Genomic DNA, 15,497 nt, shown 5'->3' with positions numbered 1-15,497 from the left:
GCCGCAGTTAAATGTAGCCTTAATTGTCGGATGATTTGGTATCGTGCGGTGCGTGCGGCTTAAAGTATTCCGTTATTTTTTTCAACTCGCCAACCACGCGGTTAGATACAGCCTTGAACAGGCTGCCATCCTGATCGATGGTGCGGGTACCGGTCCAGGTAGTGTATTTAGCATCCTTCACCTGTTTTACTTTGCCAAATTGCATCAGGTCGAAGGTCAACCTGCCGTCCTCGCCGCGTACGTGTTTCATTACGTAGCCAACTTTAAGGGCCTGCTCACGGATGAAACCCATCGTCATACCCAAGGTATTCAGGTAAGGGCGTTTTTGATGGCGCACCTCGGCTATCACGTCCTTCATCTTCTCGTAAATAGCCAGTTTCCAGCGTGGGTTCTTCTCGTTAGCAATGAAAGAGTAACGGCCGTAAACGCAAACTACGCCCGGCTCTTTTAGTGTGTCGATCAAACCATCTATCCAACCTTCAGGGTAGATACAGTCGGCATCTGCGGTTAAAATGTATTTGCCTTTAGCCTGCTCTAAACCAAGCTGACGGGCCGGGCCGCAACCTTGTATAGGCTGCTGGAAAGAATGGATATGGAATTTGTCAAGGACTTCCTGTGTGCGGTCGGTAGAGTTGTTGTTCACCACAACGATCTCTATTGGCAACTTGGTAGTACTGTCGGCTAACGAACTGATGGTTGGCAGCATGTTCACCTCTTCGTTCCAGGCGGCAATGGTGATGCTCACTTCGGGGATGTCGCTGTTCAGCTTGTCAAGCTTGGCGTTTATCTCGTCGTACAGTGTCTGCGGAACCTCGTCAACGGACTTATAATTAAACGTGTATTTATCAAGCCATTTGGGGTTACTGAAGGCACTCATGCACTATTTGTTTAATTATGATCTACGGTAAGTAAAAGTATGACTTTCGGGCGCAAAACAAAAATGTTACACTACACAAAAGGCGAATATTTTAGCACGCCATGTATACGCACATTAGCCCCATGCAGTTTGCTCCGCGATGCCTAAAACTTTAAAATTACCCTAAAAAAGGCATTTTTTACGATATCCTCAATAACTTTTTAACCTTTACCCAAATATTGTCGATCTTTTTTACGTAACGGTTAAGTTCGCCAATGGGTTTAAAGTTCTTCCACTCGGTCTGCAGGCGGTATTTTTCAAATAACTCCTTGTAGTATGGGTTATTGGTGTAGGTGGTATAGATGGGTTTGCGCGATACAAAGTGGATCAGGAACGGGTCTTTCAACGTCTCCGAGGCGAAGTAATTCCAACGGTGATCCAACTCGTACCATTGGTTGGCCAATACCACGTTCAGGCCGTACTGATCGGGGTAGTTAGCGAATTTGATGTTATCGTTAACGCAATCTAATATGCGCTGGGTAAGGTTCTGCTCGGTCCATTGCGGTATGTTCACTACCAGCAGGCCGGCGTTAAAGTACTTGGTCTTTGGCTTTAAATTAAGCTCTTTGTAGTTGGCAATGCCACCCCACTCGTTATCAACGGTAAGCAGGCGCGGGTCTTGCACGGCAGCTATCACGTAGTCGCCGGTATCCTGGTTCCATAATTTGCTGATGTCTTCCAGAACAAGCATATCCACATCCAAGAACAAGGCTTTTTTAGTACCCGGTGGCACTACGTTAGGGATGAACAAGCGCAGGTAAGTAGTGAGCGGGAACGAGGTATGGTCCAGCGGAAGAGTAACACCTGCCGGGATGATATCATCCATTTTAGACCAGGTAATGGTGAACATATCCTTGCTTACCGAATCGGCCAGTTTGCGTTGGCTTTCTTTGCCCACGCCGTCACCTATGGCGTACACGTGTATCTTTTCGCCGGTCTTGTGGTTGGCCTCTATCGACTTTAATAGTACCCCCAGCAATATCACATAATGCTCGTCGGTTACAACTACTATAGGGATGGTGGTTTGTGCTGACATATCTCGGCTAAATTTACTTAGTTGTCTTTAATTCAAGGTATTTATTCAATATTTCCGAAAACTCTTCGGCGCGCTTGTCCCAGGTATTGTCGGCAGCAACGGCCAAACGTTTAGGGATCATCGCTTGCGGATCTTCGGCCAGGGCATGCGCAATAGCCGCCGAATATTCGGCCGCTGTGCTGCAATAGGCCACGGTATCCGCGGTAAAATCTTTCAGGTCCTCATTAAAATCTGTGGACACCACGGGCTTACCGGCACCAAGGTACTCAAACAATTTTAAAGGAAATATTGTTCGGCTCACTTCGTCTTTTTTGAATGGCAGCAGGGCAACATCAAAGCCTTTTACAATGGCGGGCATATCCTCGTAAGGCATGCGGCCGGGCAGGTACACATTGGGTGTATCAAAAAACCAATCGGGGATGTAGATCTTTCCTTGCGGACCAACAAATACAAAACTCTTATCCGGATTGGCAGCTATCACCTCCTTCAGCATGTCAAAATCCATGCGGCGTTCAATATTGCCGAAGTAGCCCAACACGGGCTTCGGCAGTTTGGCAATAATATCGGCCACCGGCAGATCCGGAGCCAGCGCTTTTTGGCTGTGCGATATATCGGCAGCGTTGGGTACAAAATGGGTGTTCGCGTTCAGCGGGCCTTTTTCTACACATAATTGCTTGCTTGAGCAAATGATCACATCACTCACCTTGGCAATATGCGCCTCGGATATGCTGCCATGTTTCAGATCGTAGTCAGATACCAGCGGATCCACGCAATGGTAAACCAACAGGCTTGGGTCCAGCGCGTCGCCTACGTTAGGGTAATGGAAGTTGTATGAGTTGATGAAAATGTAGTCCTTCAGTTTATATTTTTTGATCACCTGCTTAATGCGTTTGGTGATCAGCCATTCATTCAGTTTCAGCGCAGCGCGATAGATCGGCCCTTCGGGTAAAAAGTGGATCGACGCCAGTGGCGGGGTGATCACTACGCGCAGGTTAGGGGTGGTGGTCTCTATAATGCCATCGGCAAAAAATCCAAAATGATCTTTACGGCGGTTAAAATCGTCGGTGCCTTTAAACCGGGCATAATCTTTCCATGTGTAAGGATTATCTACATAAAACACCTGGTTATGCTTGGCCAGGTGCTTGGCAATGGTGTAGTTCGTCGATTCGTACTCGCCGTCGAACTTCATCAGGCTTAATATGATGATATTTTTACCTTTCAAGATCATACGGCAACATAGGGGGCTTTAGGTTTAAGGTGGACCACGCCACGTTTTTCTTCATCCAACTGCAAGCACTTGTTCAGCAAGGCCACCATTAAAAAGAAATAGATATTGGTAGGGAACTGCACCAGCGCCTCCTGCGGATAGTTACCTACGTTAATGGCAAATATCATAATGGTCATGGCCAGGCAGTAACATCGTAGTTCGGGATCCTGTATCTTAAAAAAGTTGACGACCCCCGTCTTCAGGATCGTGAACATCATCCAGCAAAAGATGAGCATGCCTATCCAGCCCAGCTCTACCGCCACACGCACGTACCCGCTATCCGGCGGGAAATTGGCCAGCATACTACCCGGCGAAAATTTTTGCCCCCACACACCTACCGAACCCAGTCCGCCGCCCAGCGGGTGCGTATGGATGAACGGTTTGATACGCTGCTGGTTCATTTGCCTTAACAAGTAAGATGCATCCTTACCGGGTTTAAATGCCGTTTGGAAACGCAGGATATTGGGATTGCTGGTCGGCATAAAGATCAGTACTACAAAAAACATAGCGCCTAAAACTCCCATGATCGCGATCCGCCGGTTAAAGTTAAGCACGCTGAACAGGATGACACCCACCGGTGTAAGCGCGAACGCGCCACGCGTACCCGAGAACAGCATCGACAAAAAGAACAGACCGATCAGGCCGCCTAATATCCATTTTTGCCAGTTTTTGGTCGGCCCCCAGATCAGCCCGATGCATAGCAGCGATGCCAGCACCATGTTATAGGCAAATACCACGGGGTCATTAAATATCGAGAATTTGCGCCAGTGACCTGCCTGGAAATATAGCGCGGCACGTTCTGGGTCAGCATCCATAGCGGCCTGCTCTGAAGCCGAGAAACCGAATATCTCCTGCTTAACGCCGTACAGCGCACCGATCACCGCGTAGACGAGCCACATGGCGATCAGCACACGGATAAATTTTACCGAGGTGATGTTCTTTAAAAACACAAAGTACATCAGCGTAACAAAGGCAACGTTGCGTACAGTATAAACCCAGGCTAAAATAGACGATGCCGACGGGTTGACCGCCTGCATAATATTGTAACAGAACCAAACCAGGATCATATAACTGATCGGGTTCTTGAACATCTCAAAATTCTTGTCGGCCCGTTGCTTGATCAGGAAACCAAGGATCAGCAGGGCTTCCAACCCGTCCATTATGGTACCCATAGGGAAGGTGGTGGTCACCAGCCGCATCATGAACATGATGTAATAGGCCATGGTCAGCAACACTAAAATGCCAAATTTGGGATGGGCCACAATGCAGTATAGCACAGGCAGCATTACCGCCATGGCAGCCAATGCAAGCCCGGGTACCAAGCCTAAGCGCGCTATAATAAGCCCGTAAACTATGGCAAGCAGCGCTAAAAGGATATATCCAACGGGGTTAAGCAGTTTTTCTGCAATAAATACCTTGCGCAACCACTGGCCTACAGACAGCCTTTGGGCGGGGGTATCTAAAGGTAACTGCTCTATCATGATAATTTATCGTCTTAAAATACCACTTTAATAAAAAAGTAGAACACGCCTACAAACACCAAAACCACCCCGGCTATCTCTTTATAGTTTTTAGGCAGGATGGGTTTACCGCTCAGCGTAAAAGTTTTGCTTTTGGGATCTACCCTCATTCTTTGTCAATGATATCGTTAATACTTTTCTCGTGATAGTGCTGGGTAGCTACCGAGCGCTTGTTGGCCCTGCGCGAGTTGTATAAAGATATCAGTTGGTAATACATGAATACCGGAATGTTCTTTAACGATCTGTACACGCGCGGATCGGTGTGCGAACTGCGCAGTGCTATCACAAAACCTAACACAAAGGCCGTAAAGCCCAATGCCCATACAATAACCGCGGTAAGGCTCACCCATAAATTGATGAACATGCAAAATACCGACAGTATCAAAAAGATGAACAAAGGCGGGCGTAGCAATACTAAACCAAAAATGATCTGGTTGCGGCTAAAATTCTTAATGCCCGAACCAATGATGGTAAAGCCCAGCTTAAAATATTTGAACCAGGTATTTATCCAACGCGCACGCTGGTTCACTAACTGATCTGAGCGGGTGGTCTTTTCGTCGTAAACAATGGCATCCTCGGCAAAGGCTATGCGCAGGTTTCGTTGCAGGATCTGGGCTTGTAGTACTTTGTCAAAACCGGCGCCGGTCACGTCCAGATGTTCCAGGCTTTGGCGGTACAGGCTAGTGGTGAATGCCATACCCGACCCGGCTAAAGTTGCCGATGACCCTACTGCGAAAAGCACTTTACCATCGTAAAAATGGTAATAGATATCACGGGCGGCATCTAAACAAGCGTAGGTAGTATCCAGGTTTTTGGCATCGCGCACGCCTTGTACGGCTGTGTAGCCGGCATCAAAGTATCTGTTCAGTTCGTCCAAATAATCAGGGTGAACAAGGTTATCACTGTCGATAATGGTCAAAATATTATGCGGACGGACAAAGCGGTTGATGGCATAAAAGTGCGAGCGGGTGTTGCTGGCCAAAGTTTCCTCGGGGCGTAGTACGATCACGCGTTCGTCGTCAAACTTCAGATCGGTCACATCGCATTTGTCAGCAACGATGTAAACCAGGTAGTTATCGTATTTGAGTTTTTGTATGGAATCGACAACCGCTTTTAACGAGTAAGTTTGCTCATAGGCGGTCACAATAATGGCGTAATCGTTGGGTTCGTCGCCGCCCTGGGCTGTCGCGATCTTAGGTTTGCCGCTCAGTTTATACAAAATATAAAGCAACAGGGGGAACACCAGGTTGTAACCCAGCATCACCTGAAAAGCTATCCATAATATATTCAGTACCTCGACCATACCTTAGATCATTTGCCTTTTTTAGGGGCGGCTACCATTGTTTGCTTATTCAGTATCCAGCCCGAGAATTTGTCGCCTTCGTTCTGGAAATATTTTACCACCAGTTTTTTACCGTTAAAGATACTTTGCCCGGCCTCAAAGACCGATACGATCTTATCCGCAAATATGAACCACTCTTTAGCCTTGCTCAATGCTGATAGGGCAGGGGTTTCGATGATGATGATATCGTAAGTGCGTTGCAACTCGGCAAATTTATCCTTGATGGCTTTTTCGTCGCTCACCTCTAACAGGGTCACGTCGCCGCCATAGTTACCTAAAACGTTGGTCTGCGCGGTAAGGCGCGGGCTATCGGTCGTGTTCTTTAGCACGTCCTCTACATAGTACTCGGGCATTACCGATCGGGTAATGGTAGGGTCTTCGTAGTTACCATCTATCAGCAACACTTTTTTGTTGATCATGGCGTACGAGTAAGCCAGGCTGATGCTCAGCAAGGTCTTGCCTTCGCCGGGGCGCATGCTGGTAACGGCCAATATCTTTTTACCGGCCAGTTCCTGATCTATCTCAAAACGGACCGAGCGTAGCAGATCTTTAAAGCGCTTCATTTTTTCGCGCTGATCGCCGTCCCAAAGTTTACGCAGATCTATATTGTTGCCGGGCAGTTTGTTAAGTGCACCCAATACAGGCAGGTTAGTAATATTGGCCAAACGCACCGGGCTGTTGATGGAGTCGTCCATGTACCACAGCACGAACATCACTACCAAACAGATCACAAACGTACCCAGGCCGGCACCGATCACAAACAGCTTCCATTTAGATGGTTGCGGACCTTCGGGCACGGCCATAACGATCTGCGTTAACTTACTGTTGGCCGAGGCCTGCATAATGGCCTGGTTGTATTTGGTAAAAACATCCTCATACTCTTTAGTAGCGTTCTCGATCTCGAAAGTGTAGGTCTGTACCTTGGCATCAAGCGGTACCAACTTTTTAAAGCGTGAATCAAGATTGGTCAATTCACTCTGGATAACGCTTTGGCTGTAAAAGGCCTGATCATATTCCACCTGTAAGGTGCGTAGTTGCTGCAATTGGGCTTCTTTGCCGGTTAGGGGGCTCACAGCAGCGGCATCGGTAATGGCAGCACCCTGTGCGATAATACGTTTCTGCAGAGAGTCGATCGATCTTTCGAGGCCTGGGTTAGGCGGGGCAAGCAGGTCCCGGTATTTTAGGGCGACGAGTTGATTTAAACGCTCGCGCGATGTTACCAAAGTGGCGTTAAGCCTGGATGATTCGGCTTCGGCATAGGCCCTTACGCTGGGACTCAAATTGCTTTTAATGTTTTTGATAGCCCCACCCAAAGAGCTTACTTGGCGTTTTAAGAGCACTAGCATATCCTCTGCAGTTTGCTTTTGGGTTTGGATAGATTTAGATTGTTCTTCCAGGTTCAAAATGTCGTTAGCGATCTTATACGATTGCAGCTTTTGGCGTGCCGAATCCACTTCCTCTTTTTTCTGCTTTAACAGATCGGCCAAAAATTCAACATTATTGGTTTGCGATTGGGTAGACTGGCTGGTGTAATAATCGATAAAGATCTTAACGTAAGTATTGACCATAAAGGCCGACAACTCCGAACTTTCGGTAGTGGCCGTGGCCGATACCAGATCGCTCGCGTCCATACGGTCCACCATTAATGCCTTTTTAAGGGCGCCTTCGTCATATTTCATGGCGATCAGCAAACCGTTGAGCCAATCCTCGTAAGTGCTGGTGGCGTTCATGGGTTCCATGCGCTCCAGTTTGCGGCTGAACAGGGCAATAGCTCTCAACTTATCCTTGTTGTCCATCGCCTTATATTCCTTAATGCCTTTGATAGAGCGGAAAGGGGCATCGGTGCTCAGATCGTGGATGATGAGTTTGTAAGACAGGGCATCCCATATCCGCTTCAGCATCATCTGGCTTTTCAGGTTACCAAATTGTGCCATCAGGCGGGTCTCTTGCAAACCACCGCCCAAAGGATCTAAAATAGCACGCGACTGGTCGGTAAAACCTGTCGCGATCAATCCTTGCGATACATACTGCTTGGGGAGGTTTTTTAAGGGATAATATACGACGAGCACGGTCACTATCGGTACCAGGATCAGTACCAATACGTATTTTTTTAAGAGCTTAAAAAAATCCTTTACCTGCTCCATTATTTAATGTCTTCCAATCTTCTGCCCACTAATACTTCTAAACTAAGCTTGGCCGTTAAGAACGCGCCCTCTGCGGCTACCTTAGCTAAAGCCGACGAATTGTATGCCGTTAACGCGCTGTTATAAACGGTTGTGGTGGCAGTAGGGCTGCTTAACGAAAAATCGTGTTTAACCTGTTCTAAATACAACTTGGTATCGCTTGCTGTTTTTGCGGCAACCCTTAAACTGGATTGTGTTTGCAAAAACTGAACGTATAAGGTACTAACCTGTGTGCGCAGGGTCAATTTTGCGGTCTCTTCTTCCATTTGGGCCACCACAATATTGTGTTTGGCATTACGGGTAATATACGGCCTTGTGATAAAGCTGCTTAAGCTTAAGCTAAACGCGATCTGATAACCATTAAAAAAATTGGTAGATGCGCCTGTGCTGTTGAACAGGTTAATGGACCCGCTGGGGTTGTATACGTATGACGGTGTGACCGACAAACCCTCAAACCAGGCTGCCTTAGATTGGCTGTAAGAAGTTTGGGCGATCTTGATCTGTTCGGCCCTTAACTTGATCTGCGGATAATATTTATCTGCAGTATCTATCAGCTTTTGCAGGTAGACCGTTTTAAAATCGGGGAACATGCTCTCCTGGTCGCCATCCTTGCGGGTGCCGCCTAACACCTGGGCGCTTAATTGGCCCGCGGTGAACAGAGAGATCAATATGGTGATTATCAGCTTATATTTTACAGACATTGGCGATCACACTTTTTCTTTCTGGAACAAGGCCGGAATTGTGCTAAAGATAATCTTAAGATCTAATAAAATTGAATAGTTCTGGGCATAAAAGTTATCAAGCTTTTTGCGTTCGCGCTCGCTCATGTCGTCTTTACCACGCTTGGTCACCTGCCAAAGGCCGGTAAGCCCTGCGGGACCTAAGAACCTCATTGCCCACTCGTTAGAGGTTAGCATCTCGGCTTCGTAAACCGGTAAAGGGCGGTTGCCAACGATAGACATATCGCCTTTTAAAATGTTGAAAAACTGTGGCAACTCGTCAATACTGCTGCTGCGTAAAAATGCTCCCAACTTGGTAATGCGCGGGTCATTCTTGATCTTTACAAAAGAAGCGGCTTTAGCGCCGGTCTCCTCAACTGCGTACTGATTGTTCTCGATAGCCATTTTGGCCAACAACTGATCGGCATCGCTACGCATCGAGCGGAACTTATAAAAATCGAACACGTGGTAACCGGTACCAACACGTTTGCTCTTGTAAATGATAGGGCCTTTAGATCCGAATTTAATAGCCAACGCCACCACCAAAAATACCGGCGACAGCATCAACAAAGCCATGCCCGAAAAGAAGATATCCATAGCACGCTTACCAGGAGGCAGTTTGTAGGTGGTATCCACTTTTTCAGAAAGTTCGGCCAGGGTAGGTTTGATCAGTTTAAAGTTCACCAAAAAGTTCAAACGCTCGCGCAGGTGGCCCAGGTTGATCGGCATGCTGTAAAGGTCGTTCACCTTTAGCTTGATGGCTTGCTTTTTCAGTTCAGGATCCACTTTAGCCGATACCAACACGATAAGCATTTGCTTGAAAAGGCCGTTCTTTTTAATACGCTCGACAAATTTCATGGTCTCGCCGGCATCATCAACCTCGGCTACCACAATATCGGGCATACTTAGGATGGATTGCTCGGCCAGGTAATCGTCAAGCTGTTTTACCGTATCGTTAGATGTGATCTGGTAATGTGCCGGTAACTCGGCAAATATCGAATCGCGGAGTTGGGTACCGGCATAAGCCAAACGTACGCGCAATCCGGCGCTCTCGTTCCAATCAGTTGTGGTGTGCATCATGATAATTGCAAAATTTTACTGATCTCGGTCTTTAAAATATTAGGGTTGAAAGGTTTTTGCAGAAAAGCTTCTACCCGGAAAGGCATTTTGCCCACTTGCTCGTCCAGATCGTGCGCGGCAGACAACAGTACAACAGGGATATCGCCATAAAAGCCGCTGATCTTCACGTTCTTCACAAATGCCTGTCCGTCAAAGGTCGGCATAGCAAGGTCGGATATGATCAGGTCGGGAAGATTGCCTAACTCCAGCCAATCCAGAGCATCGAAACCATTGGTCTTAACCACTATTTCGTATTCCTTTGAGAGGATAAAATTGAGCAATTTTAAAATACCCAGGTCGTCGTCAACGATCAGTATAACTTTCTTCATTTTAAATTAATAACCCAATATACGGTAATGAAACCTCTTGCGATCTTAAGACTTGAAATAAAGATGTTAAATTAGCAAAAAAAGCTCCATCTAAAAGTCTTTTTGATAATTAAATCGCTTACTTAAATAAGTAATCATAAATTTTATTATCTCTGTAAAAATAAATAAAAAATCCATTCTTACTACTGAAAACGCTTTTTTTGGTATTTTAAAACTATGCGGAATGAGCCGGGCCGTGTTTTTTGATGATCATATTTATAACATCGGCCGTCTCGTTAGGATAATCTACACCGATAATCTTACCATTCTCTATCCAATCGCTTAAAACAGGGAAGTGTTTTTCCTTTAAGCTTTTTATCACCGGTACGCCCATTTGCTTTAGCGCGGCTGCATTCAGGTGTTGCTCGTACTGGCTTTTCATAGGTATCACTAACAGCTTCTTTTTCATGTACAAAGCTTCGGCTGGGGTCTCGAAGCCCGCCCCGCAAAGTATCCCCGACGCGCCGGCCATGCTCTCTATAAATTTTTGATTGTTGATGGGCTGTATATGCACATTGCGATGCTTCAGCACTTTTTTGTTGTGTTTAGAGAATACCTCCCAGCGCACATCCTTAAACTCCGACAGGCGTTTTATCAGCCTGCTATCATCGTAAGCGGGCAGGTAAACCGTATAATGTCCCTGATCGCTCACCACTTGATCCCGCACTTGCTGACGGATGACCGGCGTGAACATATTGTCATCGAACTTATTGAAATGGAAGCCATACTTTACGCTAGCCGGCGAGTAATATTCCAGGATGAATTTACCCATCACATCTACATCGTCGGCCTTGGGCGAACCTTCGGCTACTACGGCTGCCTGGTGGCTTAGCCCCACACTGAACTTGTTTTTCAGGTAACAGGCCCAGGATGTAACGGGCTCAAAATCGTTGATCACCAGGTCGTAATCCTCTACCGGGAGCTTTTGTATCTCTTTAAGGAACAGGCGCAGCTTGGCTTTGTAAAAACTTTTGAGCAGATCTACCCCGCCCGACTTACCAAAAATAAATCCCAACCCGTGGAACTGGTATTTGACCGGGAACGGCAGTTTAAGATCGCCCTGAACGCCGCTTACTACTACATCAACCTGCCCGTATTTTTGCAGCAGGGGCACAATATCCATCGACCGGCTTAAATGACCGTTGCCGGTACCTTGTATCGCGTATAAAATTTTCATGTCGGGTTAAAATTAACCTACGCATGTTATGGCAATGTTTAGCGATCGTAAACATATTAAGCCCTGATAAACTGTTTGTTAACGTTGCGATATTCCGAAAGCAAAAACGGCTTTTAAACACCCTTGCGTCAATTGCGCCCGAATGGACGCATGCTGCGGTATCCCCCAATACAAAAACGGCTTTTAAGCACCGCGTAAGCAATGTTTAAAAGCCGTTATTATTTGATCAGGAAGGACTATCTGTTACCACCGCCTGGTTTACCACCACCCGGTTTGCCGCCACGGCGCCAGTTGCCGTTACCGCCCGCCTTATTAGCGTTAGGGTTGCGAGATGCAGACGGGTTACGCGGGCCAGAACGACCGCCGCCCTGTGGGGCGTTCTTAAGTTCCTGCGCTATACGTTGCTGCGTGGTCAGTTGCTTCATCGGGAAAGGGTGCTCTTCCTCTACCGGTATCTGCTTGGCTATCAGTTTATGGATATCCTTGATGAAATCTTTCTCGTCGTTATCGCAAAAAGACAAAGCTATACCGCTTGCACCAGCCCTGCCGGTACGACCGATACGGTGTACGTAGGTCTCGGGGATGTTAGGTATCTCGTAGTTGATCACGTGGGTCAGCTCGTCAATATCAATACCGCGGGCAGCGATATCTGTAGCTACCAAGATCCTGGTGGTGCGGGCCTTAAAGTTGGTCAGCGCACGCTGACGAGCATTTTGTGATTTGTTACCGTGGATAGCCTCGGCAGTAATGCCGGCTTTGCTCAGGTCTTTCACTACCTTATCGGCACCATGTTTGGTACGGGTGAAAACTAGGGCCGTAGCAATAGACTTATCTTTAAGGATATGCAGCAACAAGCCGCGTTTATCATCCTTATCCACATAATATAAAGCTTGTTGGATAGTTTCGGCGGTAGATGATACCGGGGCAACTTCTACACGCTCAGGATTGTTCAGGATGCTATCGGCCAATGCCTGTATCTCATTCGGCATGGTAGCCGAAAAGAACAGTGTTTGGCGTTGTTTAGGCACCTTGGCTATAATGCGTTTAACATCATGCACAAAGCCCATATCCAGCATACGGTCGGCTTCGTCCAATACCAATATTTTCAGATGATCCAGCTTGATAAAACCCTGGTTCATCAGGTCCAGCAAACGGCCAGGGGTGGCTACCAAAATATCAACACCTTTTCTTAAGGCTTCGGTCTGCGGGTTTTGAGATACACCGCCAAAGATCACCAAATGTTTTAAACCGGTATGGCGACCGTAAGCCGCGATACTTTCAGCGATCTGGATAGCCAACTCGCGGGTCGGGGTCAAGATCAGCGTCTTGATGGTCTTTTGCTCTTTATGCTGTTGTTTGTCCTGATACAATAACTGCAGGATAGGGATAGAGAAGGCGGCCGTTTTACCCGTACCTGTTTGGGCGCAACCTAACAGATCGCGTTTTTTTAGGATGATGGGTATAGACTGGGCCTGGATGGGGGTGGGGGTGGTATAACCCTCGGTATTCAGAGCCTTTAAAATAGGCTCAATTAAATTAAAATCTTTAAATGACATGTAATGTTTTTACTATTGTTTGCTAACGCGAATGCATAGCGGGCTTGAAGAGTTCGTCGTGGTGTTTGAAATGATCAAAACCGTAAGCTTACGGGTATTATGCCGCAAAGATACGGTTAATTATTGATAACTATTACGAAAGGCAGATCACCTTATCTTTCAGAACCCCAAATATCTTATCCTGCTCCTGGTGGCGCATGGCAACCTTGCCCGTAAATTTCCCGAACGATGGTAGCACCACCTGCCTGTCGCCAAATGCAAAGCATGGCAGGGTAACACGCTGGCGTGCCCTGCCGGATAGTAATACGCCCGGGTGGATATGCCCGCAAAATACATAGCCCTCTACGGTCAGTAGTTTCTCATCAGATTGTGGATGATGCAGCATCAGGAACGGGCCGACAAGCAGGCGTTGGTGCAGCTCTACGTCCAATTCCAGGTAATGCCTGTCGTGAATAATATCGTGATTGCCTTTGATCAGGATCATTTGCAGCTTAGGGAAATTGCGCCGCCACATGGCAAACCAGTCCCAATCGTTATTCATATCGCTATGAAAAAGGTCGCCAAGGAAGATAATCTTTCTGGGGCGATGCTCGTGGATCAGATCCGACAGGCATGCGAGGTCGTCTTGCTCCATATCCCTCGGCACGGCAATACCCGCCTTGCGGAAATGCCCCACCTTGCCCAAGTGAACGTCTGCCACGATGAGCGCCTGTTCCTGCTGCCAGTAGATCGCTTTTTGTGGTAGTAATAAAAGATGCTGATCCAGTAAAATATGTTCCATCCCGCCGTTGGCCTTCGTCATGTTGAGTTTTGTGGCTACAAAGATAGTTAGGGAATGCGAAAGGCAAAATTTGAAGAGAAGGAATGCGAAAGTCGAAATGTGAAATGCGGAATTGGGTAAGTAATAAGTGGCTGATCTACACTATCATGACGCCCGTCTTCACTTAAGTTAAAATTGGGATGCCGGGATCAGCCCAACTTTGCCCAAAACAAAACACAATGGAAAATTCATCATCGGCCTTGCGCAGGCTTTATTTTACACGGGCGGCATTCTCGGTTTGCTGGGTAATACTTGTAGCGGTATTGGTTAAAGGTTCGGCCACGGCGGGAATGGTCCTGCTGATCATCTATCCGCTTTGGGACCTGCTGGCAACCATTTGGGATATCCGCATCAATGCAGCTAACTCATCCAAAACGCCGCAGTATGTAAACGCGGATATCAGCCTGGTCACTACTGTAGCGGTAGGCTTGGCTTTACAAGCAGGTGTACCCGAAGCTTTAATGGTATTCGGTGCCTGGGCTATACTTACAGGCGCTATCCAATTGGTGATGAGCATCATCCGCCGTAAAACCTTGAACGGGCAATGGCCCATGATCATCAGTGGCGGACAGTCAGTGCTTGGCGGTACATCGTTCATCCTGCTGGCTCACGACCCAAGCAAAGGCATAGGCAGTTTAGCCGGCTACGCGGCTTTCGGCGCGTTCTACTTTTTATTGGCCGGCATCAGGATCGGGCGTAGCCCTAAGCCTCTTACGGATGCGGCTGAGTGAAGGATTGGTGATGCCGAGGTATGACGATATGTGATAAGCCGGTATCCTGTCGACGATATTGGGATGCTCTTTCAACAAACGCAGGTAACGCTCCTCATGCGTAAAGAACATCAGCTCTTCGGTGCGTGTCTGTGCATAGGCAAAAAACTGCTCGGCCAGTAAGCGGCCAAAGGTGGCCCAGTTGGACGAGGTGCCATAAAGGTTATTCAGGTCCTGATAGGAGATGAACACGATCTCGGAATCCTCCATGGCCTCTATAAAATACCAGCACGGGTTGCGGGAAATAAAACTGCGGAACGATACCACAAATTGATCCTCCGAAAAGAAGAACAGGTTTTTATCCGTCTCGGTAGCAGGATCACGGTAGTAGATGCGGAAGATCCCCTTCACTACCAGACCAAGGTCGTTACAGACCATGCTTTGCATGTTAAAAAAGTCGCCCTTGCTGATCTTGCGACTACGCCAGTAGGGTTGCGCTTCGGCTATATCTTTATCCGTCAGCCCGGCAAAGTTTTGCAAATGCCGGGTCACCTTATCGTTGCTTACTATCATGGGCCGCCAAGTAAAACATTTTTGTTAGATGTGTTTTTAACTTAAGTTAAAAATGACGACCAGATTAACGACGTAGCGCAAGTCGCAAGGAGAATAATTTGTCATCCTCACAATGGGTTTTGTAAGATCTTACGTATAAAGAGGGTGTCATGGTGAGCTTGTCGAACCATGGTGCGGTGGGCTTGACACTA

The 15,497-nt window shown here is 47.3% G+C and carries 15 protein-coding genes; 1 reads left to right on the top strand and 14 read right to left on the bottom strand.

The genetic code is table 11. The annotated features are described in order from the left end of the window. Positions 1 to 19: 19 nt before the first annotated feature. The 13 genes from IRJ16_RS09245 to pdeM all read right to left on the bottom strand — a co-directional run bounded on the left by IRJ16_RS09245 (position 20) and on the right by pdeM (position 14,005). Positions 20 to 877 carry a glycosyltransferase family 2 protein gene (locus tag IRJ16_RS09245; RefSeq protein WP_194111263.1) on the bottom strand — a complete coding sequence of 286 codons (858 nt, stop codon included), beginning with the start codon at positions 875 to 877 and terminating at the stop codon, positions 20 to 22. A gap of 178 nt (positions 878 to 1,055) precedes the next feature. Further along, positions 1,056 to 1,952: a glycosyltransferase family 8 protein gene (locus IRJ16_RS09240; protein ID WP_194111262.1), complete on the bottom strand. Its 897-nt coding sequence runs from the start codon at positions 1,950 to 1,952 to the stop codon at positions 1,056 to 1,058. A gap of 13 nt (positions 1,953 to 1,965) precedes the next feature. Then, complete coding sequence (locus tag IRJ16_RS09235; RefSeq protein ID WP_228079971.1) at positions 1,966 to 3,141, bottom strand: glycosyltransferase; 1,176 nt, start codon at positions 3,139 to 3,141, stop codon at positions 1,966 to 1,968. A gap of 35 nt (positions 3,142 to 3,176) precedes the next feature. Beyond that, on the bottom strand, positions 3,177 to 4,700 hold the full coding sequence (locus IRJ16_RS09230; protein ID WP_194111260.1) for an O-antigen ligase family protein: 1,524 nt from the start codon (positions 4,698 to 4,700) through the stop codon (positions 3,177 to 3,179). A 14-nt stretch (positions 4,701 to 4,714) separates the two neighbouring features. After that, positions 4,715 to 4,849: a hypothetical protein gene (locus IRJ16_RS23020; RefSeq protein ID WP_262893659.1), complete on the bottom strand. Its 135-nt coding sequence runs from the start codon at positions 4,847 to 4,849 to the stop codon at positions 4,715 to 4,717. Continuing rightward, entirely contained in the window at positions 4,846 to 6,042 is a 1,197-nt protein-coding gene (locus IRJ16_RS09225) for a glycosyltransferase (protein ID WP_194111259.1), read from the bottom strand. The genes IRJ16_RS23020 and IRJ16_RS09225 overlap by 4 nt, the downstream gene beginning before the upstream one ends. A gap of 8 nt (positions 6,043 to 6,050) precedes the next feature. Next, positions 6,051 to 8,225, bottom strand: a complete 2,175-nt coding sequence (locus IRJ16_RS09220) for an exopolysaccharide transport family protein (protein WP_194111258.1) — start codon at positions 8,223 to 8,225, stop codon at positions 6,051 to 6,053. Next, a complete protein-coding gene (locus IRJ16_RS09215; RefSeq protein ID WP_194111257.1) occupies positions 8,225 to 8,965 on the bottom strand; it encodes a TolC family protein in 741 nt (246 codons plus the stop codon). The genes IRJ16_RS09220 and IRJ16_RS09215 overlap by 1 nt, the downstream gene beginning before the upstream one ends. Before the next feature lie 6 nt (positions 8,966 to 8,971). Beyond that, positions 8,972 to 10,063 carry a sugar transferase gene (locus IRJ16_RS09210; protein ID WP_228079969.1) on the bottom strand — a complete coding sequence of 364 codons (1,092 nt, stop codon included), beginning with the start codon at positions 10,061 to 10,063 and terminating at the stop codon, positions 8,972 to 8,974. Then, a complete protein-coding gene (locus IRJ16_RS09205) occupies positions 10,060 to 10,431 on the bottom strand; it encodes a response regulator (RefSeq protein WP_194111256.1) in 372 nt (123 codons plus the stop codon). The genes IRJ16_RS09210 and IRJ16_RS09205 overlap by 4 nt, the downstream gene beginning before the upstream one ends. Before the next feature lie 214 nt (positions 10,432 to 10,645). Beyond that, on the bottom strand, positions 10,646 to 11,647 hold the full coding sequence (locus IRJ16_RS09200) for a glycosyltransferase family protein (RefSeq protein WP_194111255.1): 1,002 nt from the start codon (positions 11,645 to 11,647) through the stop codon (positions 10,646 to 10,648). Positions 11,648 to 11,883: 236 nt separating this feature from the next. Further along, complete coding sequence (locus IRJ16_RS09195; protein ID WP_194111254.1) at positions 11,884 to 13,203, bottom strand: DEAD/DEAH box helicase; 1,320 nt, start codon at positions 13,201 to 13,203, stop codon at positions 11,884 to 11,886. A gap of 133 nt (positions 13,204 to 13,336) precedes the next feature. After that, the gene (gene pdeM / locus IRJ16_RS09190) at positions 13,337 to 14,005 is read right to left on the bottom strand and encodes a ligase-associated DNA damage response endonuclease PdeM (RefSeq protein ID WP_194111253.1); all 669 of its coding nucleotides are present in this window, start codon (positions 14,003 to 14,005) and stop codon (positions 13,337 to 13,339) included. Between the two features lie 197 nt (positions 14,006 to 14,202). On the opposite strand from pdeM, the gene IRJ16_RS09185 reads away from it, so the two are divergent. Then, positions 14,203 to 14,754 carry a hypothetical protein gene (locus IRJ16_RS09185; protein ID WP_228079968.1) on the top strand — a complete coding sequence of 184 codons (552 nt, stop codon included), beginning with the start codon at positions 14,203 to 14,205 and terminating at the stop codon, positions 14,752 to 14,754. Here IRJ16_RS09185 and IRJ16_RS09180 read toward each other — a convergent pair. Next, complete coding sequence (locus IRJ16_RS09180) at positions 14,695 to 15,306, bottom strand: Crp/Fnr family transcriptional regulator (RefSeq protein WP_194111251.1); 612 nt, start codon at positions 15,304 to 15,306, stop codon at positions 14,695 to 14,697. The genes IRJ16_RS09185 and IRJ16_RS09180 overlap by 60 nt on opposite strands. Positions 15,307 to 15,497: the final 191 nt, after the last annotated feature.

It is taken from the genome of Mucilaginibacter myungsuensis (genome assembly GCF_015222005.1).
Lineage (GTDB): Bacteria > Bacteroidota > Bacteroidia > Sphingobacteriales > Sphingobacteriaceae > Mucilaginibacter > Mucilaginibacter myungsuensis.
Note: the sequence above shows the minus strand (reverse complement) of the source record. Positions and strands in the feature narration are given on the sequence as shown.